The 16,804-nt window shown below is 66.7% G+C and carries 16 protein-coding genes; 10 read left to right on the top strand and 6 right to left on the bottom strand.

Annotated features, from left to right (window positions below; all coding sequences use genetic code 11):
* Positions 1-94: 94 nt before the first annotated feature.
* Positions 95-1,090, top strand: coding sequence for a hypothetical protein (locus tag ACIQC0_RS09675; RefSeq protein ID WP_400534607.1), 996 nt, complete (start codon positions 95-97; stop codon positions 1,088-1,090).
* Between the two features lie 37 nt (positions 1,091-1,127).
* Here the strand turns inward: ACIQC0_RS09675 and ACIQC0_RS09670 are convergent, their stop codons facing one another.
* From ACIQC0_RS09670 to ACIQC0_RS09655, 4 genes are all read right to left on the bottom strand, one after another.
* Positions 1,128-1,931, bottom strand: coding sequence for an amino acid ABC transporter ATP-binding protein (locus tag ACIQC0_RS09670; RefSeq protein WP_400534605.1), 804 nt, complete (start codon positions 1,929-1,931; stop codon positions 1,128-1,130).
* A 12-nt stretch (positions 1,932-1,943) separates the two neighbouring features.
* On the bottom strand, positions 1,944-2,735 hold the full coding sequence (locus ACIQC0_RS09665) for an amino acid ABC transporter permease (protein ID WP_377214554.1): 792 nt from the start codon (positions 2,733-2,735) through the stop codon (positions 1,944-1,946).
* Positions 2,736-2,859: 124 nt separating this feature from the next.
* A complete protein-coding gene (locus ACIQC0_RS09660; RefSeq protein WP_377214555.1) occupies positions 2,860-3,660 on the bottom strand; it encodes an ABC transporter substrate-binding protein in 801 nt (266 codons plus the stop codon).
* A 179-nt stretch (positions 3,661-3,839) separates the two neighbouring features.
* Positions 3,840-5,258 (bottom strand): isochorismate synthase MenF, encoded by a 1,419-nt coding sequence (locus tag ACIQC0_RS09655; RefSeq protein WP_400534603.1) that lies wholly within the window; start codon positions 5,256-5,258, stop codon positions 3,840-3,842.
* A 109-nt stretch (positions 5,259-5,367) separates the two neighbouring features.
* Here ACIQC0_RS09655 and ACIQC0_RS09650 point away from each other — a divergent pair, with 109 nt between their 5' ends.
* The 4 genes from ACIQC0_RS09650 (at position 5,368) to ACIQC0_RS09635 (ending at position 9,835) form a co-directional block, all read left to right on the top strand.
* Positions 5,368-6,144 carry a demethylmenaquinone methyltransferase gene (locus ACIQC0_RS09650; RefSeq protein WP_400534830.1) on the top strand — a complete coding sequence of 259 codons (777 nt, stop codon included), beginning with the start codon at positions 5,368-5,370 and terminating at the stop codon, positions 6,142-6,144.
* 3 nt (positions 6,145-6,147) lie between these two features.
* Positions 6,148-7,479, top strand: a complete 1,332-nt coding sequence (locus ACIQC0_RS09645; protein WP_400534601.1) for a geranylgeranyl reductase family protein — start codon at positions 6,148-6,150, stop codon at positions 7,477-7,479.
* Positions 7,476-8,576, top strand: a complete 1,101-nt coding sequence (locus ACIQC0_RS09640) for a polyprenyl synthetase family protein (RefSeq protein ID WP_377214558.1) — start codon at positions 7,476-7,478, stop codon at positions 8,574-8,576. The genes ACIQC0_RS09645 and ACIQC0_RS09640 overlap by 4 nt, the downstream gene beginning before the upstream one ends.
* A gap of 839 nt (positions 8,577-9,415) precedes the next feature.
* Positions 9,416-9,835, top strand: a complete 420-nt coding sequence (locus ACIQC0_RS09635; protein ID WP_400534598.1) for an endonuclease domain-containing protein — start codon at positions 9,416-9,418, stop codon at positions 9,833-9,835.
* A 126-nt stretch (positions 9,836-9,961) separates the two neighbouring features.
* On the opposite strand, the gene ACIQC0_RS09630 is transcribed toward ACIQC0_RS09635, so the two are convergent.
* Entirely contained in the window at positions 9,962-10,384 is a 423-nt protein-coding gene (locus tag ACIQC0_RS09630; RefSeq protein WP_400534596.1) for a hypothetical protein, read from the bottom strand.
* A gap of 13 nt (positions 10,385-10,397) precedes the next feature.
* Positions 10,398-11,066, bottom strand: coding sequence for a trimeric intracellular cation channel family protein (locus ACIQC0_RS09625; protein WP_377214561.1), 669 nt, complete (start codon positions 11,064-11,066; stop codon positions 10,398-10,400).
* Between the two features lie 61 nt (positions 11,067-11,127).
* Between ACIQC0_RS09625 and ACIQC0_RS09620 the strand changes: the two genes are divergently transcribed.
* From ACIQC0_RS09620 to ACIQC0_RS09600, 5 genes are all read left to right on the top strand, one after another.
* A complete protein-coding gene (locus tag ACIQC0_RS09620; RefSeq protein WP_400534594.1) occupies positions 11,128-11,877 on the top strand; it encodes a sirohydrochlorin chelatase in 750 nt (249 codons plus the stop codon).
* A 74-nt stretch (positions 11,878-11,951) separates the two neighbouring features.
* The gene (locus ACIQC0_RS09615) at positions 11,952-13,697 is read left to right on the top strand and encodes a nitrite/sulfite reductase (protein ID WP_377214563.1); all 1,746 of its coding nucleotides are present in this window, start codon (positions 11,952-11,954) and stop codon (positions 13,695-13,697) included.
* Entirely contained in the window at positions 13,697-14,425 is a 729-nt protein-coding gene (locus tag ACIQC0_RS09610; RefSeq protein ID WP_400534592.1) for a phosphoadenylyl-sulfate reductase, read from the top strand. The genes ACIQC0_RS09615 and ACIQC0_RS09610 overlap by 1 nt, the downstream gene beginning before the upstream one ends.
* Positions 14,422-15,366, top strand: coding sequence for a sulfate adenylyltransferase subunit CysD (cysD, locus tag ACIQC0_RS09605; protein ID WP_400534590.1), 945 nt, complete (start codon positions 14,422-14,424; stop codon positions 15,364-15,366). Before ACIQC0_RS09610 ends, cysD begins: the two co-directional genes overlap by 4 nt.
* Positions 15,366-16,769: a sulfate adenylyltransferase subunit 1 gene (locus ACIQC0_RS09600; protein WP_400534588.1), complete on the top strand. Its 1,404-nt coding sequence runs from the start codon at positions 15,366-15,368 to the stop codon at positions 16,767-16,769. The genes cysD and ACIQC0_RS09600 overlap by 1 nt, the downstream gene beginning before the upstream one ends.
* Positions 16,770-16,804: the final 35 nt, after the last annotated feature.

Below are 16,804 nucleotides of genomic sequence, written 5' to 3'. Positions count from 1 at the left end.
CGCAGCCTGTGTCAGAAACCGCGGCGTCAAGGACTTGTCCACATAGAGGTTCAGTGGGCTTCACCAGCCGCGGGGAGCGGAGGAGCCTCGTTGAATGAACCAGATTTCCCTGATTTTGAGCAGCGACTACGCACGGGTTGGCCAGGACAGCCGGGCGTTGTCCCGCCGCGCTGCGTCCAAAGAGCTCTGCAGGATCAGGCAGGGGGTCTACGTAGCGGCCAAGGAATGGAACACGTTGAAGGAGTGGGAGCAGTATCCGTTGCTGATTCGGGCGGCCGCTGCGACGCTCCAATCACGGACGGTGTTCTGCCGCGAGTCCTCTGCTGCTGTGTGGGGCATTCCATTGCTCGGGACCCGGCAGATCGTGCACGCGTTGACAGCTGATGGCGGCGGAGGACGTTCGCGGGCGGGCGTGCGACGGCACCGCGGGGATCCCGAGGCGGCGGACGTTCAGCTAAGGTCCGGTCTGCGGGTGACCGGAAGACTGCGCACGGTGTTGGACCTGGCGGCGTTTGGAACGTTCGAACAGGGCGTGGCCGCGGTGGACCATGTGCTCAAGCCGGACCCCGTCCAGCGGCTCCTGCCCCTGACCTTGGCCGAACTCGAAGGATCCATAGGCTCGGAATACAGTGCAGCGGCTGCCCGGCGCATTCGAAAGGTGCTTGGCTTCGCGGACCCGGCCTCAGGCTCCCCCGGGGAGTCACTCAGCCGCGCCTATATGTGCATGGAAGGCTTCAAGGAACCGCGCCTCCAGACCGAAATCCGTGACCGGCGGGGATTTGTGGCGCTGCTTGACTTCGAGTGGCCAGAGGAGGGGCTGGCCGGGGAATTCGACGGGCTGGTGAAGTATCAGAAGGCCGAGTACCTGAGCGGCCGCACGCCGTCGGACGTGGTGGTTGCGGAGAAACGGCGCGAGGACCGGATCCGTGCCGCCGGCCGCAGGGTCATCCGCTGGACGTGGACTGACCTGGCGGACCGGCCGGCTTTCGCGGCCATGCTGGAGCGGGCGGGGGTTCCCCGGACCCGGTTTCGGGCATGCGCTCCGGACATACGCTACGGAAACGGACAGCCGCCACGCGGGTCCACGTAGCGGCTGTCCGAATAGGTGCGGAACCTGGGCCAGGGGGCTAGCTGTCCAGTCCGATGTGCGTCGGGTCCAGCACGCGGCGCAGGAACTCCTTGGTGCGGGGCTGCGCGGGGGCACTGATGACCTGCTCGGCCACGCCTTCCTCCACCACGACGCCGCCGTCCATGAAGACCACGCGGTCCGCAACTTCGCGGGCGAAGCCCATCTCGTGCGTGACCACCAGCATGGTCATGCCGTCCTTGGCCAGGTTGCGCATGACGGACAGGACATCGCCCACCGTCTCCGGGTCCAGGGCGGATGTCGGCTCGTCGAACAGCATCAGTTCCGGGTCCATGCTCAGCGCGCGGGCGATGGCAACGCGCTGCTGCTGGCCGCCGGAGAGCTGGTCCGGGAAGCGGTCGGCCAAGTGGCCCAGGCCCACGCGCTCAAGGTTGCGCAGCGCCACCTTGTCCGCCTCTGCCTGGCTCCGCTTGAGGACCTTGGTCTGGGCGATGGTGCAGTTGCGCCGCGCATCCAGGTGCGGGAACAGGTTGAACTGCTGGAACACCATTCCCACCTTGCGGCGCATCCGGTCGATGTCCACTTCGGGGTCCGTGGCTTCAAAGCCGCCCACATGGATGCTGCCCTGGTTGGGCGTTTCCAGCAGGTTCACGCACCGCAGCAGGGTGGACTTGCCGGAACCGGACGGACCGATCAGGCATACCACTTCGCCGGGGGCGACGCTTAGGGTAATGCCCTTGAGGACCTCGTTGGAGCCGTAGGACTTGCGCAGGTTGCTGATGTCCACGCCTGCCGCGTTGATGGGGGAGGTGCTGCCGCTGGGGTTAGTGACGACGTCGTTCATTGTCTTCCCTGCCTATCGCTTGGTCCGCGCGGAGCGGCTTTCGAACTTCCGGGCCAGGAGGCTCAGGGGGATGGTGATGACCAGGTAGAAGGCACCCGCCACGAGGAGCGGCGTGAGGCCCGCACCCAGCGAGGAGATGCCGTCGCGGCCGAACTTGGTGAGTTCAAACTGGGAGGCAGTCAGGCCCAGGACGTAGATCAGCGAGGAGTCCTTAGTGAGCAGGATGACCTCGTTGGTCAGCGGCGGCAGGACGATCTTGAAGGCCTGCGGGATCACGATGGTGACCATTGCCCGCCACTGCGGCATGCCCAGCGAGCGGGCGGCCTCGAGCTGGCCCTTGGGCACGGCCTGCAGGCCTGCGCGGAGGGTTTCTGCGATGTAGGCCGAGGCCACCATTCCCAGCGAGATCATGACCACGACGGTCACGTTCCACGAAACGCCGAAGGCCAGGGGAACGCCGTAGCCGAAGGCGATGAAGACCAGAAGGGCCGGGATGCCGCGGAAGAATTCTATGTACGCGGTGGCGATCCACCGGTAGAGGGGGAAGCTGGAAAGCTTCATGAGGGCCAGAAGGAGGCCGCCGGAAAGGCCCACGATAAAGCCGAGGGCGGTGTAAATCAGCGTGTTGCTCAGGCCCGTCAGGATGATTCCCGGGAACATCGGGCCGATCTTGCCGAAGTTGAAGACGCTGTTGGCGACGGTCTTCCAGTCGGTGGCCAGGACCAGCGCGGCAACTGCGACGATGAAGATGCCGGCCTGGACGTAAAGGCTTACTCTGGCGCGCTGACTTGCGGTCATTGCCATGGGGTGCTCACATTCGTTGTGCGTGGCTGAGGCCCCGGACGGACTGGGGACAGTGCGTCCGGGGCCTCAGCTGCGTGTTCTCAGGGGCTATGCAGGAGCCGTGGCCGCGATGGCCGTGGGCTGCTTACTTGGCGGTCTCGCCGAACCAGGTGGTTTCGAACTTCTCCAGGGAGCCATCATCCTTCAGGCGCTTGAGCGTGGCGTTGACCTTCTCGGCCATCGCGGTGTTGCCCTTCTTGATGCCGATGCCCAGCTGCTCGCCCGTGCTGTAGTTCTCCACGCGCTCCCACTTGTCGTTGTCCTTGATGGCGTAGGCCAGGACGGACTGGTTGCCCAGGGCGGCGTCGATGGTGCCGGCCTGGATGGCCTGCGTGAGAAGCCCGGTGTCCTCGAACTGCTGGGCGTCGATGCCCTTCTCGGACGCGTACTTGGCGCCGGTGGTGGCCTGCTGGACGCCGACCTTCTTGCCCTTGGCGTCCTCCAGGCTCTTGATGCCGGAGTCCTTGGAGGCGAGCAGCGTGAGGTCGTCATCCATGTACGGCGTGGAGAAGTCCATGACGTTCTTGCGGGTGTCCGTGATGGAGACCGAGGAGATGGACAGGTCGCACTGGGTCAGTGCGGTGCCGGTCTCGATGGCCTCGAAGGAGCTGTCCACGATGCTCAGCTCGGCGTCGAGGTCCTTGGCGATTTCCTTGGCGATGTCGATGTCGAAGCCTACCGTCTCGCCGTCCTTCTCAAACTCGAACGGCTCGTAGGGGACATCGGAGCAGACCGTGAGCTTGCCGGCGTTGATCAGCTGGACGCCGCCTTCGGACGCGGCCGGGGTGGAGTTGCCGCCACATGCCGTGAGCGTCAGGGCTCCGACGGCGAAGAGTGCTGCTGCCTTGGCAGTGATCTTGGCCGTGGCCAGGGACTTGAGCTGCATGTTTCTTTACCTTTTGTTGCAGGGAATATGCCGTACTAAATCGGTACATAGTGTAGCGCCGATTATGAGATGTGCATCACAGGAAACTTTGTTTCACTATTGGATAACTAAATGGGCTCAGAAATCAAGCGGGCACCGCCGGTGGGTGTCTGTTATTTCGGACTCCCGTTGGGTGGGGGTCAGTTGCGGATGCCGAGGGACTCCAGCATCGGCCGGAACTTGGCCCACGTCTCCGCCAGCTCGGCCTCCGGCTGCGATCCGTCGACGATGCCGCAGCCGGCATACAAACGCACGGTATCCCGGGACTCGATCACGGCCCCGCGCAGCGCGATGCCCCACTCGCCGTTCCCTGCCGCGTCCAGCCAGCCCACCGGCCCGGCATACGGTCCGCGGTCCAGGTGCTCCAGCTTGCGGATCAGCGCGCCCGCCACCTGGGTCGGCGTTCCGCATACGGCCGCGGTGGGGTGCAGCGCATTGATCAGCGCCAGGCAGGTGGGCACGTGCCCCTCCACCTCGGCCAGCTCCGCCTTCACGTCCGACGCCAAATGCCACACATTGGGCAACTCCAGGATGAAGGGCTCGTCGTGCGCGTTCATGGCTTCGGAGAACGGCGCCAGCTGCGAGGTCAGCGACTGGATGGCGATCTCATGTTCGTGCCGCTGCTTCTCCGAACCGGCCAGGACCCGCGTGGCGTAGTCCATCGGCGCGCCGTCCTCGCCGTGGGCATCGCGACGGTCCAGGGTCCCGGCCAGCACGCGCGCCTGGGCCGTGCGGCCCTCCACCTGGATCAGCATCTCAGGGGTGGCGCCCACAAGGCCATCGACGCCGTAGGTCCAGCACTCCCTGTAGCGGGAAGACAGTTCACGCAGGACGTTCGCGGCATGTACGCCGGCGGGAACAGTCGCCACCACGTCCCGCGCCAGCACGAGTTTCTCGAGGGCTCCCGTGCGGATTTCCGCCACGCCGGCGGCCACCGCGGCCATCCATGCCTCCTCGGTCAGGGATCCCGTGTGCAGGGTTGCGCCGGCGGCCAGGGTGACGGGACGTACGACGGCGCCGCCCGCCTGCCCGGGAACGGCACCTTCCGCAGCGTCCCCGGCGGAGTCCGCTGCCGCCGTCGGGGGTGCCGCGGCGGAACCCGCGCCTGGAACGGAACCGGAGCCCAGCCAGCGCTCCAGCGCGGCGAGGGCCCCCGCTTCGGTGAGAGGGCCGTCGTCGAACGTTAAATGGGTGAGCCAGGCCCGGGTGTCCCGCACGCCCACCACGATCTCGGGCACGATCAGCCGGGACTCATGGGACGACGTCTTGGAAAACGCGAAGGAACCGAACGCCACGGGACCCGTTCCCGGAAGCTCCACGGCGTCGGTGACCTCCGCCTCCAGGACGAGGTGCCGCCACCAGATGTCGGCCTCGAGGAACCGGTCCGGGCCGGTGGCCGTGAACCGCGCGATCTCGCCGAAACCCGCCAGTCCGGCTTCGCGGCGGGTCCAGCAGAGGACGTCGTCCCGCACCAAAAACGACGGCAGCCCCCCGGGGAATGCTTTTCCATCCAGGGGGACTGTCAGTGACTTTATGAGGCCGGTGCGCGTGCTCGTCATGATGGAACAACACTACTCCGGCCCGCCGCGCGCCTTTGCGGAAGCCGTGCTGCGCCGAGGGGCCATCCGGGTGGTCCGCACGCAGCCGAACATTTGAGACAATGTCATGGTGAACCGAGCATCCTTGGATAAGCGACCGGACGAAGTAGCCACGATGTTTGACGACGTCGCACCGAAATACGACGTCGTCAACGATGTCCTCTCGATGGGACAGACCCGCCGCTGGCGGAAGATCGTGGTCGAAGCGATGGAGGTTTCCAAGGGCCAGCGGGTCCTGGACCTGGCTGCCGGTACCGGCACCTCGAGCGAGCCATATGCCGATGCGGGCATAGACGTTGTGGCCTGCGACTTCTCCCTGGGCATGCTCAAGGTCGGCAAGCGCCGTCGTCCGGACATCAACTTCGTTGCCGGGGACGCCACCAACCTGCCGTTCGCGGACAACACCTTTGACGCCACCACCATCTCCTTCGGACTGCGCAACGTGAACCAGCCCAAGAAGGCGCTGGAGGAAATGCTCCGCGTGACCAAGCCCGGCGGCCGGCTGGTCATCGCCGAGTTCTCCCAGCCCGTGGTCCCGCTGTGGCGCACCATGTACACCGAATACCTGATGCGGGCGCTGCCGGCAATTGCGGTGAAGGTCGCCTCCAACCCGGACGCCTACGTTTACCTGGCCGAGTCCATCCGCGCCTGGCCGGACCAAGACCACCTGGCCGCGTGGCTTCAGGAAGCCGGCTGGGAAAACGTCACCTACCGCAACCTCACGGGTGGCATCGTGGCCGTGCACCGCGCCTTCAAGGCCCCGGAAACCACGCCGGACGGGGCTGCCGCCGCCATCGCCGCGCACAAAGGTCCGGTGGCCAAGCTCCGCCGCAACATCGTCCGCTGACCTGTGAAGGTACTGATTGTCGGGGCGGGCCCGGCCGGATCCACTGCCGCGTACTACCTGGCCAAAGCCGGGATCCAGGTGACGGTGCTGGAAAAGACCAGCTTTCCGCGCGAGAAAGTCTGCGGCGACGGCCTCACCCCCCGCGCCGTCCGCGAAATCCAGAAACTCGGACTGCCGCACCCCGAGGGTGAGGGCTGGCGCCGCAACAAGGGCCTGCGCCTGATCGCGGGCGGCCGCACCATTGAACTGCCCTGGCCAGAAGTGTCGGACTTCCCGCAGTACGGCCTGATCCGCACGCGCCTGGGCTTCGACGAGGAACTTGCCCGCCACGCCCAGGCAGCCGGCGCCGTGATCCTGGAGCGCCACAGCGTCACCGAAGCCGTGCGGTCCGAGGACGGCCGAGTCACCGGAGTCCGCGCAGCGCTCCTGGACGAGTCCGGACGCAAGACGGGGGAGACGCTCGAGTTCAGCGCCGACGTCGTACTTGCCGCGGACGGCAACTCCACGCGCACCGCTGTATCCCTCGGAATGCATAAACGCGACGACCGCCCCCTCGGCGTAGCCGTCCGAACCTATTTCACCTCCCCGCGCACCGACGACGACTGGATGGAGGGCTGGCTGGAACTCCCCGGCCGCGACGGCAAGCTCCTGCCCGGCTACGGCTGGGTGTTCGGCGTGGGCGACGGCACGTCCAATGTGGGCCTGGGCATCCTGAACTCCTCCAAGGAATTCGGCAAGCTCGACTACAAACAGGTCCTGCGCGAATGGACCGCAGCGATGCCCGCAGAATGGGGCTTCACGCCGGAGAACCAGGTGGGCGAAATCCGCGGCGCCGCGCTACCCATGGGCTTCAACCGCACACCGCACTACTCTCCGGGCCTCCTCCTGCTGGGCGACGCCGGCGGCATGGTCTCCCCCTTTAACGGGGAGGGAATCTCCTACGCGATGGAGTCCGCGCGGTTTGCGGCAGAGTTCATCATCGACGCTTCCTCGCGCACACATGCAGCAGGCGGAATGTACGACGCCGACGCGCACCTGTCCCGGTACGCGGACTATGTACGGAACCAGTGGGGCTCGCACTTCACGCTGGGCCGGGTGTTCGCCGCGCTGATTGGGAAGCCCTCGGTGATGAAGCTGGCGTTGCAGACGGGCATGCCGATTCCGGTTCTGATGCGGTTCGTGGTCAGGCTGCTGGCCAACCTGACCGACCCGTCCGCGAAGGGAGTCGAGGACCGGATGATCAGGATCCTCGAATCATTGGTCCCCGCCACATCCAATGCTCCGGTTGCCTCGAATCAGCGGTATCCGCAACAAAAAGTTAGGGTTAACCCGTGACCAACTCCGCAGACCACAGCTGGACGCACGCCGGGCACGGCCTTCCGGACACCGAACCCAGCCTCGACACCACCGCCATCGCCACGGGACTGCAGCTGCCCGCAGGGTTTGCGGCGATCGCGGAGGACCCTGAGCTCGGCCCCGCCATCACGAACAACCTGGCCCGCGTGGAGAAGAAGCTCCGCGAGGCCATCGCCAACTCCGACCCCCTGGCTGACGCAACGTCGCGGCACCTGGTGGAAGCCGGCGGCAAGCGGATCCGCCCGCTGTTGACCCTCCTCTGTGCCCACCTCGGAGACGCGAGCCGTCCTGCTGTGGTGCAGGCCGCCGTCGTCATGGAACTGACGCACCTGGCCACGCTGTACCACGACGACGTGATGGATTCCGCCCCGTTCCGCCGCGGCGCCCCCACGGCACATGAGGTCTGGGGCAACTCGGTGGCGGTCCTCACCGGTGACCTCATCTTTGCCCGCGCGTCGATTCTGGTGTCCGAGCTCGGTTCGCGCGCGCTCGGCATCCAGGCGCGGACGTTTGAACGGCTGTGCCTGGGCCAACTGCACGAAACCGTGGGGCCGCGCCCGGACGAGGACCCGGTGGAGCACTACCTGTCCGTTATCGCGGACAAAACCGGTTCGCTGGTGGCTGCGTCCGGCCAGCTGGGAGCGATCTTCGCCGAGGCGGATCCCGCCTACGAGCCCGTCCTGGTGGAGTACGGCGAGAAAGTGGGCGTGGCGTTCCAGCTGGCTGACGACGTCATCGACGTGACTGGCGTGAAGGTCAAGTCCGGCAAGTCGCCGGGGACGGACCTGCGCGAAGGTGTGCCCACCCTGCCGGTGCTGCTGCTGCGGAAGGCCGCCGATGAAGGTGACCAGTCCGCCGTCGAACTCCTGAAACTGATTGACGGCGATCTGAGCTCAGACGAAGCGCTGTCCGCTGCGGTGGCCGGGCTGCGCGTGCACCCCGTCACTGCTGAGTCCTGGGTCGTGGCGCGGCGGTGGGCCAACGAGGCCATTGCCGCCCTGGCCCCCCTGCCCGAGGGCGTGGTCAAGGACTCGCTGTCCAACTTCGCACTGGCCGTGGTGGACCGCGCCAGCTAGGTCAACTGCTCTTTTAAGGCCCGGCTCTCCCTGGACGTTGTCCGCGGCGCGCCGGGCCTTTTTTGGCGCTGCTTGGAGTCGCTGCTTAAAAACGATAGCCCCGGTTCGCAGCAACGATACGAGTCATACGTTGCGTTGAACCGAGGCTATCTCTCCGTTCGCATCAGACCCGCCGGAGGCGTTTAGCGGATCCGTGAACAGCTTATGACAGCTTTGTCATATTACGCAAGTCCCGATTTACGGTGTCTGTCACAGGGTTTTCCCCGCCGGGTTTCCCCAGGCTTGAATCCGGCAAGTGGCTGACAGGCGGCGAAATTGGGGGACACGCCGTCGGACGCTCTGAAAGGTGGGGAAAACCGGCGCGGGGTGCCGACAGACTTTGCACATAGAGCTGATTGGGGCTGACAGCCGGGGCGCCGATCAAGTGTTCTGAATCTATGGATCTCTGCAGGTTTCTGCACTACGCCGGCTCAGTAGCCCGAAGGACTACACTCCTGAAGGCTGGATTCTCGGAGCGGGAAGTTCGCAATGCCGTGGCTGCCGGGGAGATACGAAGGCTGCGGCATGGTGTCCTGGCTCTCCCGGAGGCGCCGGCGGACATGGTGGGCGCCGTCTTGGGCAACGGGCTTCTGACCTGTGCGTCCGGGGCGGCGCACCGAAACCTCTGGGTGCTGCACCAGCCGGAGCAACTTCACCTGGCCTGCCGGCATGGCGGGACCAAAACCGCCGTGGTGCACCGTGAAACCTGGGTGCCTCCGGATACTCCCAGGCCGGTGGCCAGCACCACCGATGTACTCTTGCACGGGCTTCGCTGCCTTCCTGGAGTGGAGGCCGCAGTGATGACCGAGAGTGCTGTGCGGCAGGGGGTGACTACGCTCCCTTACCTCCGCGCGCGGCTCCCCGGCAACCGGAACGGCGCTGCCCGAAAAGTCCTCGATTTGGTGGACGGCACCGCGGACTCAGCCATTGAGGTGGTGGCCCGGCTGATCTTCCGCAGTGAGGGGATCTACACCGAAACCCAGGTGGAACTGGAGGGCATCGGCATAGTGGACTTCCTGCTGGAGGGATTCCTGATTGTGGAAATCGACGGTTCCACTCACCTGGAGCCGCGTCAGGTCAAAAAGGACCGGAAACGGAACAACGCCGGCACCCTGAATGGCTATGCAGTACTCCGGTACGGCTACGCCGAGGTGGTCTACCACCCGGAGCGGATCATCAGCGAGGTCTGGCAGGTCCTGCGGGGCAGAGTTGTCCGCTGAGTTTCCCCAAGTTTGGATTCGGGACGTGGCTGACGCGCCGGAAATCCGGGGGGACACGCCGTCGGCCGCTCCCAAAGGTGGGGAAACCCGGCGGCAGGTCCGCTGGAAGCCGGGCCCCGGGAAGCCCTACTCTTCGTCCTCGAACGCCCACTCGAACATGTCGAAAACGAACTCGGAGAAGGTGCCTTCTTCGGACTTCCACTGGCCGCGGGCGTTGTTGCGGCGGTACACGATGGGGTCCGGGATGCTGAGGTCACCGGTCCGAAAGCCCCAGGTGAAGGCCTCCTCCTCGTCCTCGAGGAACATCAGGAAGCCTTCATCATCAACTTCGAGCTCTTCGGGGTCCCAGAAGTAGTGGTACGCCTCCATGAGGTCCTCGCAGCCGCCCAGTGCCAGGTAGAACTCGCGCAGGACCAGCGGGATCTGGAACTGGTGCTCGGCGAGGGCTGAGTCCAGTTCCTCCGGGCTGAGCCCGTCCTCCGGCTGCCATTCGTCCTCGAGATACTTCGGAACAAGCGCGCGGAACTTCTCGAGGAACATGTCAGTCATGCTCATATCCTAGCTAATCGCGGGTGCCCCACTCGCCGGTAGGCCCCGCGCTGCGCTGCCAACCGCGGACCGCCAGCGGGATGTGCCACGACCGCCGCCAGGCCACCACGCGGAACGCGAAGACCACGCCCGCCACGGCGCACGCGGTCAGCGCATTAAAGGACGATGTGACCCACAGGACGGCGGTGAGGGTGGCCCCGCTGAAGGCCGGCAGGGCATAGAGGTCGCGGGCGTCGAATAGCTGCGGCACCTCGTTGGCGGTGATGTCGCGCAGCAGCCCCCCGCCCACGGCCGTCGTCACGCCCAGCAGCACGGCCGCGAACGGGTTCATGCCCAGGGTCAGTGCCTTCAGGGTGCCGGTGATGCAGAACAGGGCAAGCCCGCCGGCATCGAACAGCACCAGGAGGGAGGTGTACCGCTGGACGCTGGAGAACAGGAAATACACCAGCACCGTGGCCAGGACGGGCGGTACCAGGTAGGCAGGGTTGGTAAAGGCTGCCGGGACGGAGTTGAGGATGATGTCCCGGATCACGCCGCCGCCCAGGGACACCAGCGATGCCAGCAGGAGGGAACCCACAAAGTCGAACTGCTTGCGTGCGGCCAGCAGCGAGCCTGAGACCGCAAAGAAGAACACGCCCGCAAGATCCAGCCACACCAGGGCGATGTCAAAAGGGAATGTCATGGAACGTCCCTGCGGTTAAAAGAGGGCGGACAGCGGCGGCTCCAACGTTACGCTAGCCCCTATGAACAGCCCGGTAATGATCGCCTGTGCCCACGGCACCTCCAGCAAGCAGGGAGCCGCGGAGGTCAATGCCCTGCGCGCCGCCATCGCCGCACTCCGCCCCGGCCTGGACGTCCGGGAAGCCTACGTGGACGTTCAGGAACCCGACCTGGTTGATGTGGTGGCGGGCCTGCCGGAGGGGGCGGAAGCCGTCGTCGTGCCCTTGCTGCTGAGCGTTGGCTACCACGTCAAGGTGGACATTGCGCGGGCCGTGAAGAGCCGGCCCGGCATGGCCGCCGCCCAGCCGCTCGGCCCTGATCAGCGCCTGGCCGCGCTGCTTGACCAGCGGCTGCGCGAGGCCGGCGCCACGGACAACGACGCCATCATCCTCGCCGCAGCAGGTTCCTCCAACCCCAACGCGGCCATCAGTGTAGAGGAGCTGCTGGGACACCTGCGGCAGCTGCGGTCCAACCGGATGGTGGCCGCGTACGGTGCCTCCGCCAAGCCTTCCGTGCCCGACGCCGTCGCCATGCTCCGCGAGGAACTCGCCGGGGGTGCCGGGGCGGGGGAGTCCGCGGGAGGGGTCGACGTCGGCGGGCGGGTTGTCATTGCGTCCTACCTTTTGGCGCCGGGTTTCTTCCACGACCAGCTGGCGAAGGCCGGTGCGGACCTGGTCACCGAACCTCTGCTGCAATCTCCGGTGCTCGCCGAAATTGCGCTCGAAAGGTACGACGCCGCCGTCGCCGAAGCCAGCGCCTCCGGCGTTTCGTGACGAAATATTTCCCTAGGTGACTTAGCGTTTCCGGACCTTTGTAGCCCCCTCGAAGCGGGACCTACAGTCGATGCATGACTGATACAGCTCTAGCCGGAGCGTCGGCGGATTCCGCTGCCGCCAAGCGCCCCGCCCGCCCGTCCCGCCCCGCCGCCAAGCCGCACGGGCAGTGGAAGGTGGACGGCAAGGCGCCGCTGAATGCCAACGAAACCTGGAAGCAGGAAGACGACGGCCTCAACGTCCGCGAGCGTATCGAGACCATCTACGCCCAGGAAGGCTTCGACGCCATCCCCAGCCAGGACCTGCACGGCCGCTTCCGCTGGTGGGGCCTCTACACCCAGCGCAAGCCCGGGATCGACGGCGGCAAGACCGCAACCCTTGAACCGCACGAGCTCGAGGACAAATACTTCATGCTCCGCGTCCGCATCGACGGCGGCGCGCTCACCACCGAGCAGCTGCGCGTCATCGGCCAGATCTCCGTGGACTTCGCCCGGGACTCCGCCGACCTCACGGACCGCCAGAACATCCAGCTGCACTGGATCCGCGTGGAGGACATCCCCGAGATCTGGACCCGCCTGGAAGCTGTTGGCCTCTCCACCACCGAGGCCTGCGGGGACGTGCCCCGCGTCATCCTGGGTTCGCCTGTGGCCGGCATCGCCAAGGATGAGCTCATCGACCCCACTCCGCTCATCGAGGAGCTGGGGGAGCGGTTCATCGGCAACCCACTGCTGTCCAACCTGCCGCGCAAGTACAAGACCGCCATCACGGGCCACCCAAGCCAGGACGTGGTCCACGAGATCAACGACTTCGCCCTGGTGGGTGTCCGCCACCCGGAACTCGGCATTGGCTACGATCTCTGGGCCGGCGGTGCGCTGTCCACCAACCCGATGCTCGGCAAGCGCCTTGGCGCCTTCGTGAAGCCGGAACAGGCCGCCGACGTGTGGCTGGGCGTGACCAGCATCTTCCGCGACTACGGCTACCGGCGCATGCGCACCAAGGCCCGCCTGAAGTTCCTGATGGCCGACTGGGGTCCGGAGAAGTTCCGCCAGATCCTGGAGGACGAATACCTCGGCTACAAGCTGGCCGACGGTCCGGCCGCGCCCAAGCCCACCACCCCGGGCGACCACGTGGGCGTGCACGAGCAGAAGGACGGCAAGTTCTTCATCGGCGCCACCCCGGTGGCCGGCCGCCTGTCCGGTGCCGCGCTGGTCAAGCTCGCGGACACCCTCGAAGCCCGCGGTTCCTACCGGCTGCGCACCACCCCGCACCAGAAGCTCGTGGTCCTGGACGTCGAGAAGGAGCAGGTGGAACCGCTCGTCGCGGAGCTGGACGCCCTGGGGCTGTCCGCCCGCCCGTCCGTGTTCCGCCGCGGCACCATCGCCTGCACCGGCATCGAGTACTGCAAGCTGGCCATCGTGGAGACCAAGCACACCGCCGCCACCGCCGTTGCCGAGCTGGAACGCCGCCTGGCGGACCTCGCGGAATCCGGCCAGTTGCCGCAGGCTCTGTCCCTGCACATCAACGGCTGCCCCAACTCCTGCGCCCGCATCCAGACGGCGGACATCGGCCTCAAGGGCATGATGCTTCCCACGCCCGACGGCGACCCCTCCCCGGGCTTCCAGGTCCACCTGGGCGGCGGCCTGGCTTCCAAGGACCGCGAGGAAGCAGGCCTGGGCCGGACGGTTCGCGGCCTGAAGGTCTACGTGGACGACCTGCCGGACTACGTGGAGCGGGTTGTCCGCACCTTCGTGGCCCAGCGGGCAGAAGGCCAGACCTTCGCCGAGTGGGCCCACGCAGCGGACGAGGAGGCGTTGCAGTAATGGCAAAGCACCTGGCACCCTCACCGGCCAAGCGCCCGGTGGAAGAGCTCAAGGCCCTCGCCAAAGCCGGCGCCGCCGAGCTTGGCTGGGATGCCCCGGCCGCTGACGTGATTGCCTGGGTGGCGCGCAACTTCGAGCTGCCCGCCGTCGCCGTCGCCTGCTCCATGGCCGACGCCGTCCTGCCCGCCCTGGTCGCGGACCAGCTGCCCGGCGTCGACGTCCTGTTCCTGGAGACCGGCTACCACTTCCCGGAAACCTACGCCACGCGTGACGAGGTGGCAGCGAACCTCCGCGTCAACGTGGTGGACGTGCTCCCGGAGAACACCGTGGAGCAGCAGGACCGCCTCCTGGGCAAGGACCTGTTCCTCCGCGACGCCGCCCAGTGCTGCGCACTCCGCAAGGTGGCCCCGCTGCAGCGCACCCTCGCTGGCTACGAACTCTGGTTCACCGGCGTCCGCCGCGACGAGGCCCCCACACGGACCAACACTCCGCTGGTGACGTGGGACGACAAGAACGGCCTGGTCAAGGTCAACCCGATGGCCGCCTGGACGTTCGACCAGCTGGTCCAGTACTCCGACGACAACCTCCTGCCCGTCAACCCGCTCCTGTCCCAGGGCTACCCGTCCATCGGATGCCAGCCCTGCACCCGCAAAGTGGCTCCCGGCGAGGACCCCCGCGCCGGCCGCTGGGCAGGAACCAACAAGACAGAATGCGGACTACACGTATGAGCACTTACTTAACCGAGGAGCCCCAGGTGACTGAAGCTGCCGTATCCACGCGCCTCTCCAGCCTGGACACCCTCGAATCCGAAGCGATTCATATCATCCGCGAGGTTGTTGCCGAGTTCGAGAAGCCCGCGCTGCTGTTCTCCGGCGGCAAGGATTCCGTGGTGATGCTGCACCTGGCCACCAAGGCGTTCTGGCCGGGCAAGGTCCCGTTCCCCGTGCTGCACGTGGACACCGGCCACAACTTCCCCGAGGTCATCGACTTCCGCGACCGCACTGTTGAGCGCCTGGGCCTGAAGCTGGTAGTGGGTTCCGTGCAGGAGTTCATCGACCGCGGCGAACTGGCAGAGCGTGCCGACGGCACCCGCAACCCGCTGCAGACCGTCCCGCTGCTGGACGCCATCCAGCAGAACAAGTTCGACGCCGTGTTCGGCGGCGGCCGCCGCGACGAGGACAAGGCCCGCGCCAAAGAGCGCATCCTCAGCCTCCGCGACGAGTTCGGCCAGTGGGACCCGCGCAACCAGCGCCCCGAGCTGTGGAACCTGTACAACGGCCGCCACACGGTGGGCCAGCACGTCCGTGCGTTCCCCATCAGCAACTGGACCGAGCTGGACATCTGGCGCTACATCGAGCGCGAAAACATCGAGCTGCCCGGCCTGTACTACGCCCACGAGCGCGAGGTCTTCGCCCGCGACGGCATGTGGCGCGCAGTGGGCGAGGTTTCCCAGCCGCGCCCCGATGAGGAAGTCATCACCAAGACCGTCCGCTACCGCACGGTGGGGGACATGTCCTGCACCGGCGCGGTCGAGTCCAACGCCTTCACCGTGGCCGACGTCGTGGTCGAAGTCGCCGCCTCCACCCTGACCGAACGTGGCGCCACCCGCGCAGATGACCGCATCTCCGAGGCAGCCATGGAAGACCGCAAGAAGGACGGGTATTTCTAATGAGCACCGATACTTTGGCTTCGGAGCTGGAGACAGCACTGCCCACTACGTTGTTCCGGTTCGCCACCGCCGGGTCGGTCGACGACGGCAAGTCCACTTTGGTGGGCCGCCTCCTTCACGATTCCAAAGCCATCCTGGCTGACACCCTTGACGCCGTTGCCCGGACTTCGGCCGACCGCGGCTTTGGCGGGGAGAAGGGCGGGATCGACCTCGCCCTGCTGACCGACGGACTCCGCGCCGAGCGGGAACAGGGCATAACCATCGACGTGGCCTACCGCTACTTCGCCACCGACCGCCGCAGCTTCATCCTGGCCGACTGCCCCGGGCACGTGCAGTACACCAAGAACACGGTGACCGGCGCGTCCACCGCGGATGCCGTCGTCGTCCTCATCGACGCCCGCAAGGGTGTCCTGGAGCAGACCCGCCGGCACCTGTCCGTGCTGCAGCTGCTGCGGGTGGCACACGTGATCGTGGCAGTGAACAAGATCGACTTGGTGGACTTCAGCGAGTCCGTGTTCCGCGAGATCGAGGCGGACGTGCAGCAGGTGGGCCGCGAACTGGGCCTCGGCTCGGACGGAATCAGCGACCTGCTGGTCATCCCCGTGTCCGCCCTCGACGGCGACAACGTGGTGGACCGGTCCGAGCGCACCCCCTGGTACACCGGCCCGGCGCTGCTGGAGGTCCTCGAGACCCTGCCCGCCGCGGACGAACTCGAAAGCCACCTGGAGAGCTTCCGCTTCCCCGTGCAGCTGGTCATCCGGCCGCAGGGCGCCCTGGCTCCGGACGCCGTGGCCGCCGGCCTGGACGTGGAGGCCTACCGTGACTACCGCGCCTACGCCGGCCAGATCACCGAGGGCTCGGTCAAGGTGGGGGACAAGGTCTCCGTGCTGACCCCCGGCCAGGAGCCGCGGACCACCACTGTGGTGGGAATCGACTTCGCCGGCGCCTCCCTGGAGGAAGCCGCCGCCCCGCAGTCCGTCGCCATCCGGCTGGCCGAGGAGTTCGACGTGGCCCGCGGTGACACCATCGCCGCTGCGGGAACCGTCCGCGAAGCATCGGCGGACCTGTACGCGGCGCTGTGCTGGCTGTCCCCGAAGCCGCTGCGCGAGGGCCAGAAGGTGCTGGTCAAGCACGGCACGCGCACGGTCCAGGCCATGGTCCGCAACGTCTCCGGCAAGCTGGACCTGGCGTCCTTCAAGCTCGAGGGCGCGTCCAGCCTGGAGCTGAACGACATCGGCCACGCACAGCTCCGGCTCGCCGCCCCGCTGCCGCTGGAGAACTACCTGCACCACCGCCGGACCGGAGCGTTCCTGGTGATCGATCCGCTGGACGGCAACACGCTGGCCGCCGGCCTGGTCAAGGACCACCCGGGCGACCACGAAGACGAGCGCTACTCGATCTGATGTCGCACAACCGGCCCTCGCTTGCTTAACCGGTG

The sequence above is a fragment of the Pseudarthrobacter sp. NPDC092419 genome, assembly GCF_044755045.1.
In the GTDB taxonomy this organism is placed as follows: Bacteria; Actinomycetota; Actinomycetes; order Actinomycetales; family Micrococcaceae; genus Arthrobacter.
The sequence above is the reverse complement of the archived record's forward strand: the minus strand, read 5'-3'. Positions and strand labels throughout refer to the sequence as shown.

Coding starts and splice junctions, on each gene's coding strand:
- ACIQC0_RS09675 (WP_400534607.1), top strand. CDS start 95: ATGAACCAGATTTCCCTGATTTTGAGCAGCGACTACGCACGGGTTGGC.
- ACIQC0_RS09670 (WP_400534605.1), bottom strand. CDS start 1,931: ATGAACGACGTCGTCACTAACCCCAGCGGCAGCACCTCCCCCATCAAC.
- ACIQC0_RS09665 (WP_377214554.1), bottom strand. CDS start 2,735: ATGGCAATGACCGCAAGTCAGCGCGCCAGAGTAAGCCTTTACGTCCAG.
- ACIQC0_RS09660 (WP_377214555.1), bottom strand. CDS start 3,660: ATGCAGCTCAAGTCCCTGGCCACGGCCAAGATCACTGCCAAGGCAGCA.
- ACIQC0_RS09655 (WP_400534603.1), bottom strand. CDS start 5,258: ATGACGAGCACGCGCACCGGCCTCATAAAGTCACTGACAGTCCCCCTG.
- ACIQC0_RS09635 (WP_400534598.1), top strand. CDS start 9,416: ATGACCGAGAGTGCTGTGCGGCAGGGGGTGACTACGCTCCCTTACCTC.
- ACIQC0_RS09630 (WP_400534596.1), bottom strand. CDS start 10,384: ATGACTGACATGTTCCTCGAGAAGTTCCGCGCGCTTGTTCCGAAGTAT.
- ACIQC0_RS09625 (WP_377214561.1), bottom strand. CDS start 11,066: ATGACATTCCCTTTTGACATCGCCCTGGTGTGGCTGGATCTTGCGGGC.
- ACIQC0_RS09620 (WP_400534594.1), top strand. CDS start 11,128: ATGAACAGCCCGGTAATGATCGCCTGTGCCCACGGCACCTCCAGCAAG.
- ACIQC0_RS09615 (WP_377214563.1), top strand. CDS start 11,952: ATGACTGATACAGCTCTAGCCGGAGCGTCGGCGGATTCCGCTGCCGCC.
- ACIQC0_RS09610 (WP_400534592.1), top strand. CDS start 13,697: ATGGCAAAGCACCTGGCACCCTCACCGGCCAAGCGCCCGGTGGAAGAG.
- cysD (WP_400534590.1), top strand. CDS start 14,422: ATGAGCACTTACTTAACCGAGGAGCCCCAGGTGACTGAAGCTGCCGTA.
- ACIQC0_RS09600 (WP_400534588.1), top strand. CDS start 15,366: ATGAGCACCGATACTTTGGCTTCGGAGCTGGAGACAGCACTGCCCACT.